At 65.4% G+C, this 20,077-nt stretch carries 23 protein-coding genes; 8 read left to right on the top strand and 15 right to left on the bottom strand.

Annotated features, from left to right (window positions below; genetic code table 11):
• Positions 1–153: 153 nt before the first annotated feature.
• The 4 genes from J2T47_RS01825 to prlC form a co-directional block, all read right to left on the bottom strand.
• The gene (locus J2T47_RS01825) at positions 154–438 is read right to left on the bottom strand and encodes a type II toxin-antitoxin system RelE family toxin (protein WP_253441910.1); all 285 of its coding nucleotides are present in this window, start codon (positions 436–438) and stop codon (positions 154–156) included.
• Positions 428–673, bottom strand: a complete 246-nt coding sequence (locus J2T47_RS01830; protein ID WP_253441912.1) for a type II toxin-antitoxin system Phd/YefM family antitoxin — start codon at positions 671–673, stop codon at positions 428–430. Before J2T47_RS01830 ends, J2T47_RS01825 begins: the two co-directional genes overlap by 11 nt.
• A gap of 120 nt (positions 674–793) precedes the next feature.
• Positions 794–1,063 carry a YheV family putative zinc ribbon protein gene (locus tag J2T47_RS01835; RefSeq protein WP_024763727.1) on the bottom strand — a complete coding sequence of 90 codons (270 nt, stop codon included), beginning with the start codon at positions 1,061–1,063 and terminating at the stop codon, positions 794–796.
• Complete coding sequence (gene prlC / locus J2T47_RS01840) at positions 1,063–3,108, bottom strand: oligopeptidase A (RefSeq protein WP_253441914.1); 2,046 nt, start codon at positions 3,106–3,108, stop codon at positions 1,063–1,065. Before prlC ends, J2T47_RS01835 begins: the two co-directional genes overlap by 1 nt.
• A gap of 76 nt (positions 3,109–3,184) precedes the next feature.
• Here prlC and J2T47_RS01845 point away from each other — a divergent pair, with 76 nt between their 5' ends.
• The 3 genes from J2T47_RS01845 to J2T47_RS01855 all read left to right on the top strand — a co-directional run bounded on the left by J2T47_RS01845 (position 3,185) and on the right by J2T47_RS01855 (position 5,932).
• Positions 3,185–3,727 (top strand): gamma carbonic anhydrase family protein, encoded by a 543-nt coding sequence (locus tag J2T47_RS01845; RefSeq protein WP_253441916.1) that lies wholly within the window; start codon positions 3,185–3,187, stop codon positions 3,725–3,727.
• A gap of 335 nt (positions 3,728–4,062) precedes the next feature.
• The gene (locus tag J2T47_RS01850; protein ID WP_253441918.1) at positions 4,063–5,202 is read left to right on the top strand and encodes a hypothetical protein; all 1,140 of its coding nucleotides are present in this window, start codon (positions 4,063–4,065) and stop codon (positions 5,200–5,202) included.
• 85 nt (positions 5,203–5,287) lie between these two features.
• Positions 5,288–5,932 carry an HAD family hydrolase gene (locus J2T47_RS01855; RefSeq protein WP_253441920.1) on the top strand — a complete coding sequence of 215 codons (645 nt, stop codon included), beginning with the start codon at positions 5,288–5,290 and terminating at the stop codon, positions 5,930–5,932.
• 170 nt (positions 5,933–6,102) lie between these two features.
• On the opposite strand, the gene argE is transcribed toward J2T47_RS01855, so the two are convergent.
• From argE to J2T47_RS01880, 5 genes are all read right to left on the bottom strand, one after another.
• Positions 6,103–7,254 (bottom strand): acetylornithine deacetylase, encoded by a 1,152-nt coding sequence (argE, locus tag J2T47_RS01860; RefSeq protein WP_253441922.1) that lies wholly within the window; start codon positions 7,252–7,254, stop codon positions 6,103–6,105.
• A 229-nt stretch (positions 7,255–7,483) separates the two neighbouring features.
• A complete protein-coding gene (locus J2T47_RS01865; protein WP_253441924.1) occupies positions 7,484–8,158 on the bottom strand; it encodes a DUF1028 domain-containing protein in 675 nt (224 codons plus the stop codon).
• A 192-nt stretch (positions 8,159–8,350) separates the two neighbouring features.
• Positions 8,351–8,761, bottom strand: coding sequence for a RidA family protein (locus tag J2T47_RS01870; RefSeq protein WP_015474916.1), 411 nt, complete (start codon positions 8,759–8,761; stop codon positions 8,351–8,353).
• A gap of 3 nt (positions 8,762–8,764) precedes the next feature.
• Positions 8,765–10,093, bottom strand: a complete 1,329-nt coding sequence (locus J2T47_RS01875) for a flavin-containing monooxygenase (protein ID WP_253441927.1) — start codon at positions 10,091–10,093, stop codon at positions 8,765–8,767.
• A 378-nt stretch (positions 10,094–10,471) separates the two neighbouring features.
• Complete coding sequence (locus J2T47_RS01880) at positions 10,472–11,392, bottom strand: LysR family transcriptional regulator (protein WP_081518872.1); 921 nt, start codon at positions 11,390–11,392, stop codon at positions 10,472–10,474.
• A gap of 137 nt (positions 11,393–11,529) precedes the next feature.
• On the opposite strand from J2T47_RS01880, the gene J2T47_RS01885 reads away from it, so the two are divergent.
• From J2T47_RS01885 to J2T47_RS01905, 5 genes are all read left to right on the top strand, one after another.
• On the top strand, positions 11,530–12,876 hold the full coding sequence (locus J2T47_RS01885) for an aspartate aminotransferase family protein (RefSeq protein ID WP_081518871.1): 1,347 nt from the start codon (positions 11,530–11,532) through the stop codon (positions 12,874–12,876).
• Complete coding sequence (locus tag J2T47_RS01890; protein WP_054910633.1) at positions 12,877–13,188, top strand: cupin domain-containing protein; 312 nt, start codon at positions 12,877–12,879, stop codon at positions 13,186–13,188.
• A 175-nt stretch (positions 13,189–13,363) separates the two neighbouring features.
• Entirely contained in the window at positions 13,364–14,860 is a 1,497-nt protein-coding gene (locus J2T47_RS01895; RefSeq protein WP_253441929.1) for a CoA-acylating methylmalonate-semialdehyde dehydrogenase, read from the top strand.
• A 160-nt stretch (positions 14,861–15,020) separates the two neighbouring features.
• Positions 15,021–15,293, top strand: coding sequence for a type II toxin-antitoxin system Phd/YefM family antitoxin (locus tag J2T47_RS01900; RefSeq protein WP_253441931.1), 273 nt, complete (start codon positions 15,021–15,023; stop codon positions 15,291–15,293).
• Positions 15,268–15,576 carry a Txe/YoeB family addiction module toxin gene (locus J2T47_RS01905; RefSeq protein WP_301295333.1) on the top strand — a complete coding sequence of 103 codons (309 nt, stop codon included), beginning with the start codon at positions 15,268–15,270 and terminating at the stop codon, positions 15,574–15,576. Before J2T47_RS01900 ends, J2T47_RS01905 begins: the two co-directional genes overlap by 26 nt.
• Before the next feature lie 31 nt (positions 15,577–15,607).
• Here the strand turns inward: J2T47_RS01905 and J2T47_RS01910 are convergent, their stop codons facing one another.
• From J2T47_RS01910 to siaC, 6 genes are all read right to left on the bottom strand, one after another.
• Positions 15,608–16,063 carry a BRO-N domain-containing protein gene (locus tag J2T47_RS01910; RefSeq protein ID WP_253441932.1) on the bottom strand — a complete coding sequence of 152 codons (456 nt, stop codon included), beginning with the start codon at positions 16,061–16,063 and terminating at the stop codon, positions 15,608–15,610.
• A 1,023-nt stretch (positions 16,064–17,086) separates the two neighbouring features.
• Entirely contained in the window at positions 17,087–17,512 is a 426-nt protein-coding gene (locus J2T47_RS01915; RefSeq protein ID WP_253441933.1) for a GNAT family N-acetyltransferase, read from the bottom strand.
• 105 nt (positions 17,513–17,617) lie between these two features.
• Positions 17,618–17,932, bottom strand: a complete 315-nt coding sequence (locus J2T47_RS01920) for a DUF2845 domain-containing protein (RefSeq protein WP_253441934.1) — start codon at positions 17,930–17,932, stop codon at positions 17,618–17,620.
• A gap of 74 nt (positions 17,933–18,006) precedes the next feature.
• A complete protein-coding gene (locus tag J2T47_RS01925) occupies positions 18,007–18,813 on the bottom strand; it encodes an NYN domain-containing protein (protein ID WP_253441935.1) in 807 nt (268 codons plus the stop codon).
• Positions 18,814–18,902: 89 nt separating this feature from the next.
• Positions 18,903–19,691 (bottom strand): biofilm regulation diguanylate cyclase SiaD, encoded by a 789-nt coding sequence (gene siaD, locus J2T47_RS01930; protein ID WP_054910626.1) that lies wholly within the window; start codon positions 19,689–19,691, stop codon positions 18,903–18,905.
• 5 nt (positions 19,692–19,696) lie between these two features.
• Positions 19,697–20,077, bottom strand: coding sequence for a biofilm regulation phosphoprotein SiaC (gene siaC / locus J2T47_RS01935; RefSeq protein ID WP_253441936.1), 381 nt, complete (start codon positions 20,075–20,077; stop codon positions 19,697–19,699).

The raw sequence follows: 20,077 nt of genomic DNA on the forward strand, positions 1-20,077 counted from the left end.
ATTCCTTGCGGCGGTGCCCTACAGACTAGCCGGCCATGGCGACATGGGCTGGCCGGTCGAGCCGGGCGGAGGGGCATGCTAAGTCAGCGGGCAGAGACCTTCCTTGATATCGATTCCGCGATAAGCACTTGATGCTCCAATGTCCTCGAAATCTCAGCGACGCTCCTGCGCTGCGCTATACACCTCGCCGCGTTCGCGCTTGCCGATGGCAACGACTGAAACCACCACGCGATCTTCTTCGACACGGTAGACCAGCCGGTAGCCCGCCGAGCGCAGCTTGATCTTGTAGTGGTCCGCCATCCCATGCAGGGCGTCGGCGTGTACGCGAGGGTTTTTCAGGCGTTCTGCGAGCTTGCGCTTGAATTGCTGACGCACCGTATGACCCAGCTTGTGCCATTCCTTCAGCGCTGTCGGGAGGAACTCAAGCTCATAGGTCATCGAGCGTCACCGGGATGCCTTTTTCGCCCAGTCGCGAGCGGGCAATTTCCGCCAGTTCCAGGTCTTCCAGACGCTCCAGGATCGACTCGAACAGATCCGCCGGGACCATGTAGCCCATCACCTTGTTGTGATTGAGCACCGCTACCGGCTCGCCACCGGATTCGGCCAGTACGGCAGAAGGATTCTTCTTGAGTTCCGAGACACTGACGGCGGTATTAGCAAGCAGGTTCTGCATGAAATGGCTCCAAATAATGTCCAGAATTCTGGTCATTATAGGGGGCGTCGGCAAGATCGGAGCGGCGGAAAAAGAAATGCCCCGGGCAAGCCAGGGCATTCTCTGTGCGTCATGCGGGCGCTATTCCTGAGGCTTCTTCAGCTTCGGATTGGGGAAGAACTGCACCCCCTGCACCTTCGGGTCCTTGGGCTTTTCCAGCGCGCTGGTGTTGACGCGGGTGGAGAGTTCCTTGGGCACCGACTGGCCCTGGGCGTTCAGGGTGTCGGCGTAGCCGCAGGCCACGCATTCGCGGTGCGGCACGCCGTCGACGTCCCACATGACGATCTTGTCCTGCTCGCTGCAGGCCGGGCAGACCGCCCCGGCGATGAAGCGCTTCTTCACCTCGCTCATCACGCCGCCTCCTCGGAGAGGCCCGAGTGGCGCAGCAGGGCGTCGATGGACGGCTCGCGGCCACGGAAGGCCACGAACAGCGCCATCGGCTCCTGGGAGCCGCCCTTGGCCAGGATCGCCTCGCGGAAGGCCGCGCCGGTCGCCGGGTTGAGCACGCCTTCTTCCTCGAAGCGGGAGAACGCGTCGGCGGACAGCACTTCGGCCCACTTGTAGCTGTAGTAACCGGCCGCGTAACCGCCGGCGAAGATGTGCGCGAAGCTGTTGGCGAAGCGGTTGTAGGCCGGCGGGCGCATCACCGCGACTTCAGCGCGGATCGCCTCGATCACATCGAGCACACTGCGGCCGTCGCCGTGGGTGGCGTGCAGCTCGAAGTCGAACAGCGAGAACTCCAGCTGGCGGACCATCATCAGGCCGGACTGGAAGTTCTTCGCGGCGAGCATCTTCTCCAGCAGGTCCTGGGGCAGCGGCGCGCCGGTCTCGTAGTGGCCGGAGATCAGCGCCAGGCCTTCGGGCTCCCAGCACCAGTTCTCCATGAACTGGCTCGGCAGCTCGACGGCGTCCCAGGCCACGCCGTTGATGCCCGAGGCACCGGCGTGTTCGACGCGGGTCAGCAGGTGGTGCAGGCCGTGGCCGAATTCGTGGAACAGGGTGGTGACTTCATCGTGGGTCAGCAGCGCCGGCTTGCCGCCGACCGCCGGGGTAAAGTTGCACACCAGGTAGGCGACCGGCGATTGCAGCTCGCCACCGGCGGTGCGGCGACGGTCGCGGGCGCCGTCCATCCAGGCGCCGCCGCGCTTGTTGGCGCGGGCGTAGAGGTCGAAGTAGAAGCGGCCGACGTGCTGGCCGTTTTCCTCGATCTCGAACAGGCGTACGTCCGGGTGCCAGCGCTCGAAGTCGTTCAGCTCGCGAATCTGGATGCCGTAGAGCTTCTGCACGATGGCGAACAGGCCGGAGAGCACCTTGTCCACTGGGAAGTAGGCGCGCAGGGCTTCCTGGGAAACGCTGTAGCGCGCCTCGCGCAGCTTCTCGCCGAAGTAGCTGGCATCCCAGCTGGAGAGGTTCGCGCAGCCCTGCTCGGCGGCGTAGGCCTTGAGCTGCGCAAGATCCTGGGCGGCGAAGGGCTTGCTGCGCAAGGCCAGGTCGCGGAGGAAGTGCAGGACCTGCTCGGGGGTCTCGGCCATCTTGGTGGCCAGGGACAGCTCGGCGAAGTTCGCAAAGCCCAGCAGGTGCGACAGCTCCTGGCGCAGGTCGAGGATTTCCTGCATCACCGGGCCGTTGTCGTTCTGCCCGGCGTTCGGGCCTTGATCAGAGGCGCGGGTGCAGTACGCGGCGTAGACCTCTTCGCGCAATGCGCGGTCTTCGGCGTAGGTCATCACCGCGTAGTAGCTGGGGAATTCCAGGCTGATCAGCCAGCCGTCCAGCTCCTTGGCCTCGGCGGCCTGCTGCATCTGCGCCTTGGCCGAGTCGGTCAGGCCGGCCAGTGCGGCTTCGTCGGTGACGTGCTTGGTCCAGGCCTGGGTGGCGTCGAGCAGCTGGTTGGAGAAGCGGCTGCCCAGCTCGGACAGGCGCGTCTGGATTTCGGCATAGCGCTGCTGCTGATCGGCCGGCAGGTCGATACCCGACAGGCGGAAGTCGCGCAGGGCGTGTTCGAGGATGGTCTTCTGGGCGACGTCGAAGCCTTTCGACTCGGTGCTGGCGGCCAGCGACTCGTAGGCCTTGAACAGTTCGCGGTTCTGGCCCAGTTCGGTCCAGTAGGCGGACAGCAGCGGCAGGCAGCCTTCGTAGGCTTCGCGCAGTTCGGCGCTGTTGCACACCGCGTTGAGGTGGCTGACCGGGCTCCAGGCCTTGCCCAGGCGGTCATGCAGTTCGTCCATGCTCAGCACCAGGCCGGCCCAGGTCGGGGTGCCGTTCTGCTGGGCGAGGATGCGCGCGATGGCGGCGCGGTTGTCGGCGAGGATCTGCTCGATGGCCGGCTTCACGTGCTCGGGGCGAATGGAGGAGAAGGGCGGCAGGTCGTAGCTCTGCAGAAGGGGATTCGCGCTCACGGTGGCACCTTGGCTGAAGAAACACCCGGCCATCTTAAATACAATCGACCGTAACCGCAGCCACAGGAAAGCTATCGTGACGATTCGAACCTATCAGGGCAAAACGCCATCTCTCGGCGAGCGCGTCTTCGTCGACGCCAGCGCCGTGGTCATCGGCGACGTGGAGCTCGGCGCGGACAGCTCGGTGTGGCCGCTGGTGACCATTCGCGGCGACATGCACCGCATCCGTATCGGCGCGCGCACCAGCGTGCAGGACGGCAGCGTGCTGCACATCACCCACGCCGGCCCCTTCAACCCGGACGGCTTCCCGCTGACCATCGGCGACGAAGTGACCATCGGCCACAAGGTGCTGCTGCATGGCTGCAGCATCGGCAGCCGCATCCTGGTGGGCATGGGTTCCATCGTCATGGATGGCGCAGTGATCGAGGATGAGGTGATCCTCGGCGCCGGCAGCCTGGTGCCGCCGGGCAAGACGCTGGAGAGCGGGTACCTCTATGTCGGCAGCCCGGTGAAGAAGGCCCGGCCGCTGACCGACAAGGAGCGGGCGTTCTTCAGCTATACGGCCGGGAACTATGTGAAGTTGAAGGACCAGCACATTGCCGAGGGTTACGCGGGCTGATCGGGGCCGCCTTGCCAGCCTCAATTGTAGGAGCGCGCCCTGCGCGCGATCGCGGGCATGGCACGCTCCTACAGGACTGCTCGCCCGTCGACGTCTCCGGCTTCGCTCTTTGTAGGAGCGAGCTTGCTCGCGAACCATCGCCCCCCGCCGATGCCCGATGGCGGATAACGCCCGAGGCGTTATCCGCCCTACAACCAGGCCGTCCCGCCAGACGGCCGGCCATGCAGGGTCTGGCGCCCTATACTGACCCGAGGTGACCGGACGCCAGCGCGTGCCCGGCCGGGTTCAGCAGCGGGCGGCCAGCCACCACGGCGCCGCCGAGCCGGCGAGCGGCCATGAACAGTCTGTGCTCTCCCAGCGCCACCGTTTCGCCCTGGCGGCGCGGCGGTGTCATTGCCCTGCTCCTGTTGGCGCTCAGTGGTTGCGCCCATCACCCTGCCCAGCCTGCGGCACCTCTCACCGAAGCCACCTGGCACCAGGTCGACGCCGACATCGGCGCCGCTTCGCTGGCCGCCACTTCCCAGGCCCGGGCCTACGCCGAACAGGCCATGCAGCAGTGGATGGACCTGGTCTACCAGCGCACCGACGAGACATTCATTCCCTGGTTCTCCAGCTACTGGACCCAGGAATGGCTGAGCATGAAGGTCGCCTGGTACAAGATGGGCTCCCACGGCGACCTCGACCCCACCGTCGACAAGCTGGCCGTCTACCTGCAGGAGCAGTACCGCAAGCAGGTACTGATACCGGTCGCCAGGCAGGTCGACCCCGACGCGGTGATGGAGAAGGCCACCCGGCATTACATCGAGTTGCTGACCGTGGCGGTGAAGGAGATTCCCCAGCGCCGCGGCATCCCGCAGAAGGCCTTCGACGAGCACCTGATGGGCATCCCGGCGATCTCCCTCGGCCCGCCCTCCAGCCGCGATGCTTCGCTGTATGACGTGGTGCATGCCAAGGACATCGGCAAGGTGCCGGCCTTCGCCGCGCTGATGCAGGACATCCGCACGGCGGCCGGCAAGGCCGGAGCCGGGACCAAGGTCAGCGGCGTCTCGCCGGTGGCCCAGCGCACCAGCGCCAAGCTGGTCCACGAACTGCGCAACCGCAGCATCGCCGGGGTAGTGGCGAGCGCAGCGGGCAAGGTCGCCGGCTCGGTCATCTCGGTGGCCTTCACCCTGTTCAGCATGGCTGGCAACGACCACGAGCGCCCCGAGGTGGAGACCCAGCTGCGCAAGGAGATCAATGCTGCCTTCGACGAGCAGTGGCTGGCGCTGATGCGCGATCCCGACGGCGGGGTGATGGCCGGCGTCGATCACCTCGGCGCCCGCGTGCAGCAGAGCCTGACCGGCCGGCTGGCGCAGCCGGAGGATGAAGCAGAAGACCCGTCCACAGCCCGGACCTACGGCGCCGGCGAGGCCGAGCCGGTGAGCGTCAGCGGCGGTTTCCGTGTGCTCAAGCAAGGGCAGGGCGCGGCGCCCTGAGGTGTCGTTCGGCGCTCCGCACTTCGCGTGGGCGGCCATGCGCAGTATCCTTCCCGCCCGACTTTCGCGGCCGGACGCTGATCCCATGCATTACCAGAACATCCTCTTCGACCTCGACGGCACCCTCACCGACCCGCGCGAGGGCATCACCCGTTCGATCCAGTACGCCCTCGCCCAACTGGGCATCGACGAGCCCGACCTGCGTCAGCTCGAACACTTCATCGGCCCGCCGCTGCTGCAGTGCTTCATGAGCACCTACGACTTCGACGAGGCGCGCGCCTGGGAAGCGGTGAATCACTACCGCGTGCGCTTCAAGGACACCGGGCTGTACGAGAACAAGGTGTTCGACGGCGTTGCCGAGCTGTTGCAGCTGCTCGGTGGCCAGGGTCGCACGCTGTACATCTGCACCAGCAAGCCGACGGTGTTCGCCGCGGAAATTGCCCGCCACTTCGACTTCGCCCGGCACTTCAGGGTGATCTACGGCAGCGAGCTGGACGGCACCCGCACCAACAAGGTCGAGCTGATCGAGCACCTGTTGGGCATCGAGAAACTGGATCTGAAACAGACCTTGATGATCGGCGACCGCAAACATGACCTGATCGGCGCGCACCGTAATGGTCTGTCCGCCGCTGGCGTCGGTTATGGCTTCGGCAGCCGTGAAGAGCTGATGGCGGAAAGCCCGGCGCATTACTTCGCGAGCATGGACGAGCTGCGTGCGGCGTTTGCCTGACGTTTTTCGACTGGGGTTGGTTCGCGAGCAAGCTCGCTCCTACAGGTTTGCCGTGGGCGGCTCTTCGTAGGAGCGGATTCATCCGCGATCCGGCCGACAGGCCGTTGCCAGTCGGATAGCAATCGCGGACGGAGTCCGCTCCTACAAAGCCGGGTAAACCGCGTGGCGAATCAGCCGCGCAGCCACTCCGCCAGCCGGCCCATCATGTCATCGCACTTGGCCAACTGCTCCAGACTGACGAACTCGTCCGGCTTGTGGCCCTGGTCCATGCTGCCCGGGCCGCAGACCACGGTGGGGATGCCGGCCTGGTGGAACAGCCCGCCCTCGGTGCCGTAGGCGACGGTGGTGAAATCGTTCGAGCCGCTCAATAGCGCGATCAGCTCGGCCGCCTGGGCCTGCTGGTCGGTCACCAGCGCCGGGTAGGCGGAAATTTCGCTGAAGCGGATATCCGTCTCGGCCTTTACCGCACGCATCTTCGGTAGCAGCTCGGCCTCGGCGAAGGCGCGCAGGTCATCGGCGACCTGTTGCGGATCGTCGCTGGGCAGCGCGCGCACCTCGAAATCGAACTGGCATTCGGCGGGCACGATGTTCAGCGCGCGACCGCCGCTGATGACGCCGGTCTGCACGGTGGAGTAGGGCGGATCGAAGCGCGGATCATGGCGCTCCGGTGCGGCCAGGCGGGTACCGATTTCGCCGAGGCGGCCGATCAGTTTCGCCGCGTACTCGATGGCGTTCACGCCCTGCGGCGCATAGGCCGAGTGGCACGGCGCGCCGTGTACCTGGCAGCGCATGGCGAGCTTGCCCTTGTGGCCGAGCACCGGCTTGAGTTCGGTGGGTTCGCCGATGATGCACAGCATCGGCTTGTGTTCGCGATGCGCCAGCGCGGCGAGCAGCGAGCGCACGCCCAGGCAGCCGACTTCCTCGTCGTAGGAGAAGGCCAGGTGCACCGGCAGGCGCAGCGGCTGGGCGAGGAACGCCGGCACTGCCGCCAGCACGCAGGCGATGTAGCCCTTCATGTCCGCCGTGCCGCGCCCGTAGAGGCGGCCGTCGCGCTCGGTCAGCTCGAACGGCGGGACCGTCCACGGCTGGCCATCGGTCGGCACCACGTCGGTGTGGCCGGACAGGCACACGCCGCCGCGATCCTGCGGACCCAGCGTGGCGTAGAGGTTGGCCTTGCCGCCCTCGGCATCGTGGAACAGCTCGCAGGCGATGCCAAAGCCTGCGAGGTAGTCGCGGATGTAGTGGATCAGCGCCAGGTTGGAGTTGCGGCTGACGGTGTCGAAGGCGATCAGGTCGGCGAGGATTTCACGGCTGGAAGGCATGGTCTGGTCCTGCTTTAGAGCTTTGTACTAACCACTGTTATTGCGTTGGGGCTGCCCTCTCCCTAACCCTCTCCCTGAAGGGAGAGGGGACCGATCGGCACAGGATGACATCCTGGGTGTCAGCCGGCACGGACAGCTCCCTCTCCCTTCAGGGAGAGGGCGGGGGGAGAGGGGGTATGCCCGCACTCAGCGCATCAAGGCTTCGCAGACATTGCCCGTTTCGACGGCGTTATTCGTCGCCCGGCACACCGTAGCTCGGTGCCTTGGTCGGGTCGAGGGCGCGCACCAGGTAGTCCTCCAGCTGCGGCTTGTAGGCCACCCAGAGTTTCTCCAGCTCATCGATGGGCGCTTCGTCGGCCCAGTCCACGCGCAGGTCGACGATCGGCCAGACCAGGTCGCCGACGACTTTCAGGGCGGCCGAATGCACCGGGCCGGCTTCGCCACCGGCGGCCATCGCCGCCTGCATTGCCGCCAGCAGGCGCTCGGCCAGGCAGCCGTTGGCGCTTTCGAAGGCCTGGGTCATGGCTTCGATCACCGCGGGGGACGACAGCAGGTTGCCCGCCGCCACGCAGTTTTCCCCGGCCACGGCGTTGTATACGCCCAGCGCTTCGCTGCCGGTGAACAGTGCGACCTTGCCGTGATGGTCGATCACCGTTACCTGGCGGTACTGGCTGTAGCCGTTGCTGGAGAGCGCCTTGTCCAGCGCCGCGCCCGGCTCCAGGCCGGCTTCGAGCTGATCGAGGATCTGCGGGCCGAGGGCCGGCAGGGTGATGTTCTGCGTGGCCACCGCGCCGACGCCGGCGCGTACCCAGGGGCAGCGGGCGCCCACGGCGATGCTCGAGGAGCTGATGGCGATACCCAGTTGTCCGGTTTCGGCGCAGCGGCCGACGATGGAGAAGGTCATGGTGGCTCCTTGCTTGTTCTGGTAGCTAAAACGACAAAGGGCGATGCGGAGAATCCGCATCGCCTGCACGCTGGAAAGCGTCACGAGCGACGGCCAGGCAAGGCGGGGTTGGTCGAGAAAAGCGCAGTTTGCTGTAGCAAATGAGCATTTTCTCGACCGGCCCCAACGCAGCATGGCCTAGCGCAGTAGCTTTCAGTCCGGAATGACCGCGATGACGTCAATTTCCATCAGCCACTGCGGCTGGCCGAGGGCCGACACCACCAGGCCGGTGGAGATCGGGAACACGCCCTTCAGCCACTTGCCGACTTCCTGGTACACCGGCTCGCGGTAGCGCGGGTCGATCAGGTAGGTGGTGGTCTTGACGATGTGCGACAGGTCGCTGCCGGCTTCTTCCAGCAGCTGCTTGACGTTCTTCATCGCCTGCTCGGCCTGGGCACGCGGGTCGCCCAGCCCTACCAGGTTGCCCTCGAAGTCGGTCCCGACCTGGCCGCGTACATACACGGTGTTGCCGGCACGCACGGCCTGGCACAGGTCGTTGTCCAGGGTCTGGTTCGGGTAGGTGTCCTTGGTGTTGAACATGCGGATGCGAGTGTGGGTAGGCATCTCTTACTCCCAGGATGCGGCTTTCGGAACGGAGCCTTCGCGCTGCGAGGCATCCTGATATTCGACATAACGGCGTTGGGTGGCGATGTGGCCGGCCACGTGCTTGGCGTCGTGCCACACGCCCCAGATGAACGAGGAACCACGGCGCGACAGCCACGGCAGGCCGACGAAGTACACGCCCGGCTCGCGGGACACACCGCGCTGGTGCTTGGGCTTGCCCTTGTCGTCGAAGGCGTCCACCTGCAGCCAGTTGAAGTCCACGGCGTAGCCGGTGGCCCAGATGATCGAGGTGATGCCGGCTGCGGCGAGGTCCAGTTGCTGGAGCGGGTTGCGGATGCACTCGGCGTCCGGGTAGACCTTGCGGGCTTCCGGTTCCAACGGCAGGTCCAGGCCATTGCGCTCGATGTAGGCGTCGGCGGCGTCCAGCAGGCCGAGGTAGTTGTCGTCGCCGGCTTTCAGGTTGGCTACCAGGTCGTCCTGGAAGGTCACCTTGCCGTCGGCGAAGGACTTGGTCAGGCCGGTCAGGGTGATGCCCTCGTTGGCCAGACGGCGGAAATCGATGGTCTCGCCACCACGGGCACCGCTCACGGCGATGGTCACGTGCTCGCGGCCCGGCTGCACTTCCTCGGCATCCCACAGGCCGAGCACACCCAGCCACCAGACGAAGTCGCGGTTGCGGTAGGAGCGCGGCGGACGGTCATGGGCGCCCACGGAGAGGAAGACCTTCTTGCCGGCGCGGTTCAGCTCGTCGGCGATCTGCACGCCGGAGGAGCCGGCACCGATCACCAGCACGGCGCCTTCGGGCAGCTGCTGCGGGTTGAAGTACTTGGCCGAGTGGATCTGCTGGATGCTCTCGTCCTTCGGCGCGATGGCCGGGATCACCGGGCGCTGGAACGGGCCGGTGGCGGAGACGATACGCAGGGCCTGCAGGGTGCCCTCGGAGGTTTCCACGCTGAAGCCGGGGCGGCCTTCGTTGCGGGTGACCTTCTTCACTTCCACGCCGGTGCGGATCGGCGCGTTGAACTGCTTGGCGTAGGCGACGAAGTACTCGGCGACCTGCTCCTTGGCCGGGAAATCATCCGGGCCAACCGGGAATTCCAGGTTCGGGAAGCGGTCATGCCAGGCCGGGCCGTTGGCGACCAGCGAGTCCCAGCGGCCGGTGCGCCAGGCTTCGGCGATGCGGCTCTTTTCCAGCACGATGTGCGGCACGCCCTGCTGGGTCAGGTGCTCGCTCATGGCCACGCCGGCTTGTCCGGCGCCAACGACCAGCGTGTCGATTTCCAGGTTATCAAGCGACTTCTTGCCGAAGGCGCCTGGATTCAGGTCGGTCATGGCTTGCTTCCTCAGACTCTGATCACGTTTGTTCTTGTTGCGGCTTGCGATGAGGTGTTGGCCGCATTCTGTTCAGAGGCTGTGAATAGCGAAATTATGTTTTTTGTAGTCGCAGGCTAGGGAAAAGCTGCACCCACGCAAACCCCGCGGCCCGCGGGCTGCAGGGGAGGGGGTATAGGATTTTTGGTGGCTGGGGCGACAAATTGGATAGGCAGAATGTGGCTTGTGCGGGATTGCTCCCGCGCCGACGTCACCGGCGTGCCGCTGGGTAGGATGGGTGGAGCGCAGCGATACCCATGCTGTCGGCGCACCGGATTGATGGGTATCGCTGCGCTCCACGCCATCCTACGAACGCATTCATCCTGAAAGTCAGGCGGATCAGCGGCTCTCCGCCACCGCCTCGATGAATCGCTCCAGCACCAGGTTCGGCCGGCGGCCCTTGCGGGTCACCACGGTCAGCGGGATGTCGTAGTGGAAGCGCTCCGGGCGCAGCGGGCGCAGGCGGCCCTGGGCGACCCAGTCGGCGGCGTAGTGGTCGGGCAGGTAGCCGATGTAGCTGCCGGTGAGGATCAGGAAGGCCATGCCCTCGCGGTCCGAGGCATTCGCGCTGCCGCGCAGTTCCTGGTGGCGTTCCTGGGCTTCGGCGGGGATGCGGTAGCTGGGCTCCACCGCGTCGCAGGCGTGGATTTCCTCCACCGTGATGCTCGCGTCGTCGCGCTCGAACAGCGGGTGTTCCTGGCTGCAGAACAGCAGCGAGCGTTCTTCATAAAGAGCGGAATACTCCAGCCCCGACAGCGGGCTGATGAGCGGTACCACGCCCACATGCAACCGTCCGTCGAGAACTCCCAGCTCGATCTCGTTGGGCGTGGTCATGCCGATGTTGATCCGCACGCCCGGCCCGCTGGCTTTCAGCGCGCGCAGGGCGTGGGTGATGCGCATCTGCGGCAGGGTCACCAGGTTGTTGATGATGCCGATGTTCAGCTCACCGCGCAGGTGCTGGTGCAGCTCGTTGACCTCGGCGCGGAAGCCCTCCAGCGCTGCCAGTAGCGACTGGGTTGCGCGGTACACCTCGCGGCCCTCGTCAGTCAGCGCGAAGCCCGCCCGGCCGCGCTGGCACAGGCGCATGCCCAGGCGCTTTTCCAGGTCGCCCATGTGCAGGCTGATGGCCGAGCGGCTGATGCCCAGCGTGCTTTCCGCGGCCGAGAAGCTGCCGCACTCGACTATGGTTTTGAAGATGCGCAGCAGGCGGATCTCGAAGTCGCTGACCTGGCCCAGCGAAGGCGCCCGTTGTTTCGCCATTTTAGTTTTACCAATACGAAACTGAACGTAAGAAGAATAAGCTTTAACTCACGTTAAGTCAGGCCCAATCTACGAGCATCGCACCAGGCCCGACGCGGCCTGCGCGCCCAACAAGACTGTCGTCGAGGACATGCTCCATGAACCAGCAAGTGAACGTCACCCCGTCGGTGGCCAGCGAACTGAACCTGAAGGCCCACTGGATGCCCTTCAGCGCCAACCGCAACTTCCATAAAGACCCGCGCATCATCGTCGCCGCCGAAGGCAGCTGGCTGGTGGACGACCAGGGCCGCAAGATCTACGACAGCCTGTCGGGCCTGTGGACCTGCGGTGCCGGTCACTCGCGCAAGGAAATCGCCGACGCGGTCGCCAAGCAGCTGACCACCCTCGACTACTCCCCGGCCTTCCAGTACGGCCACCCGCTGTCCTTCAAGCTGGCCGAGAAAATCACCCAGCTGACCCCGGCCGGCCTCGACCACGTGTTCTTCACAGGCTCGGGCTCCGAGTGCGCCGACACCTCGATCAAGATGGCCCGTGCCTACTGGCGCCTGAAAGGCCAGGCGCAGAAGACCAAGCTGATCGGTCGCGCCCGTGGCTACCACGGCGTGAACGTCGCCGGCACCGCCCTGGGCGGCATCGGTGGCAACCGCAAGATGTTCGGCCAACTGATGGACGTCGACCACCTGCCGCACACCCTGCAGCCGGGCATGGCCTTCACCAAGGGCATGGCTGAAACCGGTGGTGTCGAGCTGGCCAACGAACTGCTGAAGCTGATCGAACTGCATGACGCCTCGAACATCGCCGCCGTCATCGTCGAGCCGATGTCCGGTTCCGCCGGCGTCCTGGTACCGCCGAAGGGCTACCTGCAGCGTCTGCGCGAAATCTGCGACCAGCACAACATCCTGCTGATCTTCGACGAAGTGATCACCGCCTTCGGCCGCATGGGCAAGGCCACCGGCGCCGAGTTCTTCGGCGTGAAGCCGGACATCATGAACGTCGCCAAGCAGGTCACCAACGGCGCCATCCCCATGGGCGCGGTGATCGCCAGCAGCGAAATCTACGACACCTTCATGGGCCAGAACCTGCCGGAATACGCCGTCGAGTTCGGCCATGGCTACACCTACTCCGCGCACCCGGTCGCCTGCGCCGCCGGTATCGCCGCGCTGGACCTGCTGGAAAAAGAGAACCTGATCCAGCAGTCGCTGGAACTGGCTCCCTACTTCGAGAAGGCCCTGCACGGCCTGAAGGGCGCGAAGAACGTCATCGACATCCGCAACTGCGGCCTGGCCGGCGCGATCCAGATCGGCGCCCGTGACGGCGACGCCATCGTGCGTCCGTTCGAAGCCAGCATGAAGCTGTGGAAAGAAGGCTTCTACGTGCGCTTCGGCGGCGACACCCTGCAGTTCGGCCCGACCTTCAACGCCAAGCCCGAAGACCTGGACCGCCTGTTCAGCGCCGTGGGCGACGCCCTCAACGGGGTAGCGTAAGTGAGCGAGCGTCCGAAGGCCGTCCCGACGGTACAGATCGACAACGACAAGGTCCTGGTCACCGAGTGGCGCTTCGCCCCCGGTGCCGAGACCGGCTGGCACCGCCACGGCATGGAATACGTCGTGGTCCCGGTGACCAACGGCGAACTGCTGCTGGAAACCCCCGAGGGCGAGCGCCGCGCGCCGCTGGTCCTGGGTGCGAGCTACACCCGCCAGATCGGTACCGAGCACAACGTGATCAACCCGTGCGATCACGAAGTGGCGTTCATCGAGATCGAGCTCAAGAGCGACGACCACCCGCACAGCCACTGAGTGCGCGGGCACGCGAGAAGGCACGCCGGCGGATGTCACCGTAGAGTGACCTTCCCGGCGGGCCTCCACGCCCGAGCCGTGCACCGTACAAATCCCCTCTCCCTTCAGGGAGAGGGCTAGGGAGAGGGGCTCTTCGCGAGCTCCGCCCCACACTTTCAGCGAGAAGAGACTTCCCATGACCACCGTCAAGCACCTGATCGGCGGCGAGATGATCGCCGACACCGGCCGCACCGCCGCCGTCTTCAACCCGTCCACCGGCGAAGCCATCCGCAAGGTCCCGCTGGCCAGCCGCGAAACCGTGCAGCAGGCCATCGACGCCGCCAAGGCCGCCTTCCCGGCCTGGCGCAACACCCCGCCGGCCAAGCGCGCCCAGGTGCTGTTCCGCTTCAAGCAACTGCTCGAAGCCAACGAGCAGCGCATCGTCCAGCTGATCAGCGAAGAACACGGCAAGACCATCGAAGACGCTGCCGGTGAACTCAAGCGCGGCATCGAGAACGTCGAGTACGCCAGCGCCGCCCCGGAAATCCTCAAAGGCGAGTACAGCCGCAACGTCGGCCCGAACATCGACGCCTGGAGCGACTTCCAGCCGATCGGCGTGGTCGCCGGCATCACCCCGTTCAACTTCCCGGCCATGGTGCCCCTGTGGATGTACCCGCTGGCCATCGCCTGCGGCAACACCTTCATCCTCAAGCCGTCCGAGCGTGACCCGAGCTCCACCCTGCTGATCGCCGAACTCTTCGAAGAAGCCGGCCTGCCCAAGGGCGTGCTGAACGTGGTGCACGGCGACAAGACCGCCGTCGACGCACTGATCGAAGCCCCGGAAGTGAAGGCCCTGAGCTTCGTGGGCTCGACCCCGATCGCCGAGTACATCTATTCCGAAGGCACCAAGCGCGGCAAGCGCGTACAGGCCCTGGGCGGCGCCAAGAACCACGCGGTTCTGATGCCCGACTGCGACCTGGACAACGCCGTCAGCGCCCTGATGGGTGCGGCCTACGGCTCCTGCGGCGAGCGCTGCATGGCCATCTCCGTGGCCGTCTGCGTGGGCGACCAGATCGGCGACGCGCTGGTCGAGAAGATCGTTCCGCAGATCAAGGCCCTGAAAATCGGTGCTGGCACCAACTGCGGCCTGGACATGGGCCCGCTGGTCACTGGCGCGGCACAGGCCAAGGTCACCGGCTACATCGACACCGGCGTAGAACAAGGCGCCCAGCTGCTGGTCGACGGCCGCAACTTCAAGGTGGCCGGTCACGAGAACGGCTTTTTCATCGGCGGCACCCTGTTCGACAAGGTGACCCCGGACATGACCATCTACCAGGAAGAAATCTTCGGCCCGGTGCTCTGCATCGTGCGCGTGAACAGCCTGGAAGAAGCCATGCAGCTGATCAACGACCACGAATACGGCAACGGCACCTGCATCTTCACCCGCGACGGTGAAGCGGCCCGCCTGTTCTGCGACGAGATCGAAGTCGGCATGGTCGGCGTCAACGTACCGCTGCCGGTACCGGTGGCCTACCACAGCTTCGGCGGCTGGAAGCGTTCGCTGTTCGGCGACCTGCACGCCTACGGCCCGGATGGTGTGCGCTTCTACACCAAGCGCAAGGCCATCACCCAGCGCTGGCCGCAGCGCAAGTCGCACGAAGCGGCGCAGTTCGCCTTCCCCAGCAATGGCTGATGGTGAATAAGCGGTAAGAAAAAGGCCGGTCAGATGACCGGCCTTTTTTGTTTCCAGCGGCAGAACTTGTGGATCAGTGGCACTGAAAAGATGGTACGTAGTTAGGTACAATGTTGCCTCGCACGCCACTGTTCGCCATCGGCGGCAAGGATCACCTTTCATGCAAGTACTCACCTTCACCCAGGCCCGCGCCGACCTGAAGCAGACCATGGACGATGTGTGCCGGGATCACGAACCGGCGGTCATCACCCGCCAGCGCGGCGAGCCGGTGGTGATGATTTCCCTGGAGGACTACAACGGCATGCAGGAGACCCTCTATCTGCTGAGTTCCACTGCCAACGCCAAGCGGCTGCGCGAGTCTCTCGACGAGGTGCGGGCGGGCAAGGCTCAGGTCAAGGAGCTGGCCGTTGAACGTGAAGTCGAAAAGCCGTAACAAGTCGACCGCCCGCGACTCCATCAGCGTTGCCTTCACCAGCCATGGTTGGGAGGACTATCAGTTCTGGGAGCAGGGTGATGCGGATGTCTTCCGGGTCATCAACGAACTGATCGAAGAGTGTCGGCGCACGCCGCACAAGGGCACGGGCCGGCCTGAGCCGTTGAAGGGCGATCTGTCCGGGTTCTGGTCGCGCCGCATCACCCGTGAGCACCGCCTGATCTACTTCTTCGAGGGCGAGGTGCTGACGATCCTGCAGTGCCGATACCACTACGACAAATAGGGCCGCCGATGCGGCCCTTCTTCATTTCAGGTCAGTCGCGCCAGGCGAGTTGGGGAATTTCGTCCCAGCGCATCCACAGGTCGCCTTGCCAGTTCAGCAGCATCAGGCGGCGGGCGTCCCAGGTGAGGAGTATGCGGCGGGGGGCGGCGGATTCCGGGGAGTGCTGGTCGCGCAGGGTGGGGAGGACGTCCTGGGTGAGCCAGCGGTCGAGGGCTTCGAGTTCGGGGTGGCCGAAGCGCAGCAGCGCCTTGTAGAGGGCGGCTTCGCTGAGCATCACGGTTTCTTCTTCGCTGCCGGTGCTGTAGGCGAGGCAAGCGGTGCGGACTTCGTGAGGGTAGAAGCGGTGGTGGATGCTGTGGGGGAAGCGGTAGGCGACCAGGCGGGCGATGTCGCGGGCGGCGAACCAGGGTTGGTTGTCGATCAGGACGCCGCGCAGGGGGCGGTTGTGGCGAGTGAAGAAGGTTGGGGTGTAGATGATGTTGTGCATTGATGAAGCTCCACTAGAAGTTTAGAGCTGCCATCGACGTCGCCAAACGAAGGGTGGCAGACCGCGCGGGGTTGGCGAACCGGCTAGTGGTGCCCGGCAGACCCGGAGGTCTCCCCGCGCGATCCGCCATTGAGCGTTGCAGAAAATTCTGCACGTGCGGGGACCTGCAAGAACATTCGCTGTTCTCGCAAGCGCCTTCAAGCGCTTTCGCGCCACTAGTTCCGGGTCGCCAAACCCAGGTCACTGATGTGACTGGGCGAGGATAGGAATGGCAGGTGTGCCCAACAAGCAGCGGTTTCCGGCTTGCCTGTAGGAGCGAGCTTGTGACCCACAGGGACGTGGGAAATGCCGAAATCCGTAGGGAACGGATTCGGCCTCGCGAACCGCCCAACGCTGGCGTTCCCGTGTGCGTAGGAGCGGACTCTGTCCGCGATGCTTCCAGGTCGGGTGTTCTGCGCCGCTTCGACGTGCGCGTGGGCTTTTTGTTTCGCCCCCTCGGGCGACCTCCTTTGGCAAACGACCCAAAGGAGGCAAAGGTCTTGCCCCGGACATCCGGTTTTTCGCTTAGGCGAAAAATTCCCTCGTTGAATCGGAGTTTCAGGGGCACGCGCTGACGGGCCATCCCTGGCCCGACAGCGCTCTCGCGACATCCATGTCGCTCAACCCCTGAAACTCCGCTTCAACGAGGCCTCCTGAACGGGGCAGCTCGGTGCGAGCGGATATTTATCTGGAAGTCTTCAAGAGCCAGAGCCGGACCCATGAATCGTAGGGCGCATAACCCGGAACGGGTTATCCGCCAGAACGGCGGATAACGCCGGAGGCGGTATGCGCCCTACGGGAGCTGTTCGTGCCGGCTGAAACGGTGGTTACGCTACGCACCGAGCGGTCCCCTCTCCCCCGGGAGAGGGTTAGGGTGAGGGGTGGCCCCACGCAGGAGTCATGCGGGGCGCAGGCTATCGGTGATACGCCGGCAGGGCCGGCGTTGGGCGGGTTCGCGAGCAAGCTCGCTCCTACAGGGGCTGATCAGCCCAGGTGTTTCTTCAGGTAGATGCGCTGATGCCCCGGCGGGCAGTCTTCCAGCACGCCCATGCGCTCGAAGCCCTGCTTCTCGTAGAAGCCGGGGGCCTGGAAGCTGTAGGTGTAGAGGAACAGGCCGACGCAGCCGCGGCGGCGGGCTTCGTCTTCGGCCAGGGCGATGAGCTGGCTGCCCAGGCCGCTTCCGCGCTGGTCGTCCTGCAGCCAGAGGTAGTCGATGTAGAGCCAGCCCATGCCGGACTGGCCGAACATGCCGCCGACCACTTCGCCGTCTTCGCTGCGGGCGTAGAGTTCGAAGTCGTCGTAGGTGTTGCTGCGGCCCATCTGGCCCAGGTTGTAGGCGAGCAGGCCCTTGACCACGACGTCGCGGGCTTGCGGGTCGATGCCGAGGGTGAAGTCGAATTGGCTGTGCATGGTGCCCTCCGGATTGGCGAAGGCGACCAGTCTAGGGAGATGCTGCCACGATGGGTAGGCGCCATTGGTAGCGGCGGGCGTGCTGGGACGATTCGTGCGGGACGCTCAGAGCAGTTCCTTGCGCGTGGTGTTGATCAGTTGCAGCTGTGTGTCGCGGAAGAACAGGTAGCGGTACGTGCCGTTGTTCGGTCCGTACATCCAGGTCTCCAGCTGCGGCTGGCCGGGGATGAACTTGCCGTCCGGCCCGCGCCGTGGCTGCGTGGGCGGCGTGACGACGCGCTTGTCCGGCTGTCCGCACTTGGCGAGCACCGCGTCCATCGGGTCGCCTTCGTTGATCAGGCCGGTGCCGCAACGCAGGGTGCCGGCCTGGGCGGTGCCGGCGGCGAGGGTGAGGAGCAGGGCGATCAGCCAGGGGCGCATGAGGCGGTTCCGTTGCGGGTTCGGCGGTCAGTCTAACGCCGGGCAATCGCGTGCTGCATTGCGCTGACGCAGGCTCAGCGCAGCGGGCCGACGTTGCGCACGTAGAGGTCCTTGCCGCCTGAGCTGCCGATGCCGCGCGCCTGCAGTTCGAAGCGCTTGGGGTGGCCCTTGATCAGGTCGCTGAGCTTCTTGAAGCCATACAGGCGCGGGTCGAAGGCCGGCTGCAGTTTGCTGATGTTCTGCCCCAGGGCGCCCAGCTGCACCCAGTCGTCGTCGTCGCCGTCGATGTCGTCGAGCACCTTGGCGATGAAGTCCAGCGGGACTTTCTGCGACTTGGGTTTGCTGGCCGGTTTCGGCGCTTCGGTGGTGCTCGGGGCGGCGGCCTTGTCGGTGGCCGGCGCGGGTTCGGCGACGGGCTCGGCGGCGGCGCGGAGGATCTCGGTGTAGATGAATTTGTCGCAGGCAGAGACGAAGGGCTTGGGCGTCTTCTCCTCGCCGAAGCCGTAGACGGTCAGCCCTTCCTCGCGCAGCCGTGCTGCCAGGCGGGTGAAGTCGCTGTCGCTGGACACCAGGCAGAAGCCGTCGAAGCGCCGCGTGTAGAGCAGGTCCATGGCGTCGATGATCAGCGCGCTGTCGGTGGCGTTCTTGCCGCTGGTGTAGGCGAACTGCTGCATGGGCTGGATGGAGTGGTCGAGCAGCACCTGCTTCCACTTGCCCAGGTTGGGCTTGGTCCAGTCGCCGTAGATGCGCTTGACGCTGGCGACGCCATACTTGGCGATCTCCTCGAACAACCCCTCGACGATGGCGGCGGGTGCATTGTCGGCGTCGATCAGGACGGCGAGATGGGTCTGCTGGCGAGGGGAGGGAGACTTGTTGGCCATGCTGCATCCTTTGCATGTGGTCCATGGACCTTAATCAGGTTCACCCCGGGATGCCAGTCACGCGGAAGCATTCGTGCGTGCGGGCCGTCTCAGGCCGTGGCGAACTCGCATTTGTCGCGCCCGCTGCGCTTGGCGTCGAGCAGGGCGGCGTCGGCGCGGCTGAGGGTCTGGGAGTAGCTTTCGCCCGGGTGGTGCTCGGCGACGCCGAAGCTGGCGGTCACCGACAGGGCGTTGGTGCCTACGCGCACGGCCAGGCAGCGGATGTCGTTGCGCACCCGTTCGATGATGGCGGCGGCGTCGGTCAGGCGGGTGTCGGGGAGGATCAGCAGGAATTCCTCGCCGCCCCAGCGACCGCAGAGGTCGTACTGGCGCAGGGCGGACTCCATGGCGCGGCCGATTTCCACCAGCACGCGGTCGCCCACTTCATGACCCCAGGTGTCGTTGACCTGCTTGAAGCGGTCGACGTCGAGCATGGCCAGCACGTAGGACTCGCCGTGGCGCTGGGCGCGTTCGCTTTCTTCGCGCAGGCGCTCCATCAGCAGGCGGCGGTTGGCGATGCCGGTGAGGGTGTCGTGGGTCGAGGCTTCCTTCAGCGCGACGTTGAGGTCACGCATCATGTCCTGGTAGCGGTCGGAGATGCGCGCGACCTTTTCCAGCTGGCGCAGCTGCTTGTGGTAGCGCTCGGAGAGGGTGCTGTTCTGCTGCCGGGCCATGGACTGGAAACCGTCGGAGATCCGCGCGATGCGCTCCAGGCGCGCGAGCTGGTCGAGGGATTGCTGGTGCTTCTGGTACAGGGCTTCGCGCAGCGGGTGCCCTTCGTACTGTGGGTCGGCCAGCAGGTCTTCGATCAGCAGGTCCAGCTCGCGCTCGCTAGTCATGGCTCTTACTCGTCGTAGGCTTGGATGACGAACGGGAAGGTGCAGTCCTCGCGGAATTCCTCGGCCAGTTCGGCGACGCGCTCGTTGCGTCGGTCATAGTGCCACGCGACGCTCGTGGCGCGGCCCTGGCCGTGGGCTTCTTCGAGCAGGTCGAAGATGTCCATCATGGCCTTGATCGAGCTGGTGTTGAGGTACAGCAGGCGCAGGTCGAGTTCCAGCGGGCGCTGTTCCTGGGTGAGGAAGCGTTCGACCCACTCGATGACCTGGCCGAACAGCTCGAAGGAGTTCTCCGGGTAGGAGTCGCCCTGCATCGCGAGGATGCCGGCCTGCCAGTCGCCGTGGATCTGCGGGGTGGATTGGGTTCCGGTGACGTTGAGATCGCTCAT

The sequence above is a fragment of the Pseudomonas nitroreducens genome (assembly GCF_024170165.1).
GTDB classification, from domain to species: domain Bacteria; phylum Pseudomonadota; class Gammaproteobacteria; order Pseudomonadales; family Pseudomonadaceae; genus Pseudomonas; species Pseudomonas nitroreducens_C.

What these genes read in the sequence shown, in the direction of transcription:
- J2T47_RS01825 (WP_253441910.1), bottom strand. Translation starts at nt 438, where the DNA reads ATGACCTATGAGCTTGAGTTCCTCCCGACAGCGCTGAAGGAATGGCAC.
- J2T47_RS01830 (WP_253441912.1), bottom strand. Translation starts at nt 673, where the DNA reads ATGCAGAACCTGCTTGCTAATACCGCCGTCAGTGTCTCGGAACTCAAG.
- J2T47_RS01835 (WP_024763727.1), bottom strand. Translation starts at nt 1,063, where the DNA reads ATGAGCGAGGTGAAGAAGCGCTTCATCGCCGGGGCGGTCTGCCCGGCC.
- J2T47_RS01850 (WP_253441918.1), top strand. Translation starts at nt 4,063, where the DNA reads ATGAACAGTCTGTGCTCTCCCAGCGCCACCGTTTCGCCCTGGCGGCGC.
- J2T47_RS01855 (WP_253441920.1), top strand. Translation starts at nt 5,288, where the DNA reads ATGCATTACCAGAACATCCTCTTCGACCTCGACGGCACCCTCACCGAC.
- argE (WP_253441922.1), bottom strand. Translation starts at nt 7,254, where the DNA reads ATGCCTTCCAGCCGTGAAATCCTCGCCGACCTGATCGCCTTCGACACC.
- J2T47_RS01865 (WP_253441924.1), bottom strand. Translation starts at nt 8,158, where the DNA reads ATGACCTTCTCCATCGTCGGCCGCTGCGCCGAAACCGGACAACTGGGT.
- J2T47_RS01870 (WP_015474916.1), bottom strand. Translation starts at nt 8,761, where the DNA reads ATGCCTACCCACACTCGCATCCGCATGTTCAACACCAAGGACACCTAC.
- J2T47_RS01875 (WP_253441927.1), bottom strand. Translation starts at nt 10,093, where the DNA reads ATGACCGACCTGAATCCAGGCGCCTTCGGCAAGAAGTCGCTTGATAAC.
- J2T47_RS01880 (WP_081518872.1), bottom strand. Translation starts at nt 11,392, where the DNA reads ATGGCGAAACAACGGGCGCCTTCGCTGGGCCAGGTCAGCGACTTCGAG.
- J2T47_RS01885 (WP_081518871.1), top strand. Translation starts at nt 11,530, where the DNA reads ATGAACCAGCAAGTGAACGTCACCCCGTCGGTGGCCAGCGAACTGAAC.
- J2T47_RS01895 (WP_253441929.1), top strand. Translation starts at nt 13,364, where the DNA reads ATGACCACCGTCAAGCACCTGATCGGCGGCGAGATGATCGCCGACACC.
- J2T47_RS01900 (WP_253441931.1), top strand. Translation starts at nt 15,021, where the DNA reads ATGCAAGTACTCACCTTCACCCAGGCCCGCGCCGACCTGAAGCAGACC.
- J2T47_RS01910 (WP_253441932.1), bottom strand. Translation starts at nt 16,063, where the DNA reads ATGCACAACATCATCTACACCCCAACCTTCTTCACTCGCCACAACCGC.
- J2T47_RS01915 (WP_253441933.1), bottom strand. Translation starts at nt 17,512, where the DNA reads ATGCACAGCCAATTCGACTTCACCCTCGGCATCGACCCGCAAGCCCGC.
- J2T47_RS01920 (WP_253441934.1), bottom strand. Translation starts at nt 17,932, where the DNA reads ATGCGCCCCTGGCTGATCGCCCTGCTCCTCACCCTCGCCGCCGGCACC.
- J2T47_RS01925 (WP_253441935.1), bottom strand. Translation starts at nt 18,813, where the DNA reads ATGGCCAACAAGTCTCCCTCCCCTCGCCAGCAGACCCATCTCGCCGTC.
- siaD (WP_054910626.1), bottom strand. Translation starts at nt 19,691, where the DNA reads ATGACTAGCGAGCGCGAGCTGGACCTGCTGATCGAAGACCTGCTGGCC.
- siaC (WP_253441936.1), bottom strand. Translation starts at nt 20,077, where the DNA reads ATGAGCGATCTCAACGTCACCGGAACCCAATCCACCCCGCAGATCCAC.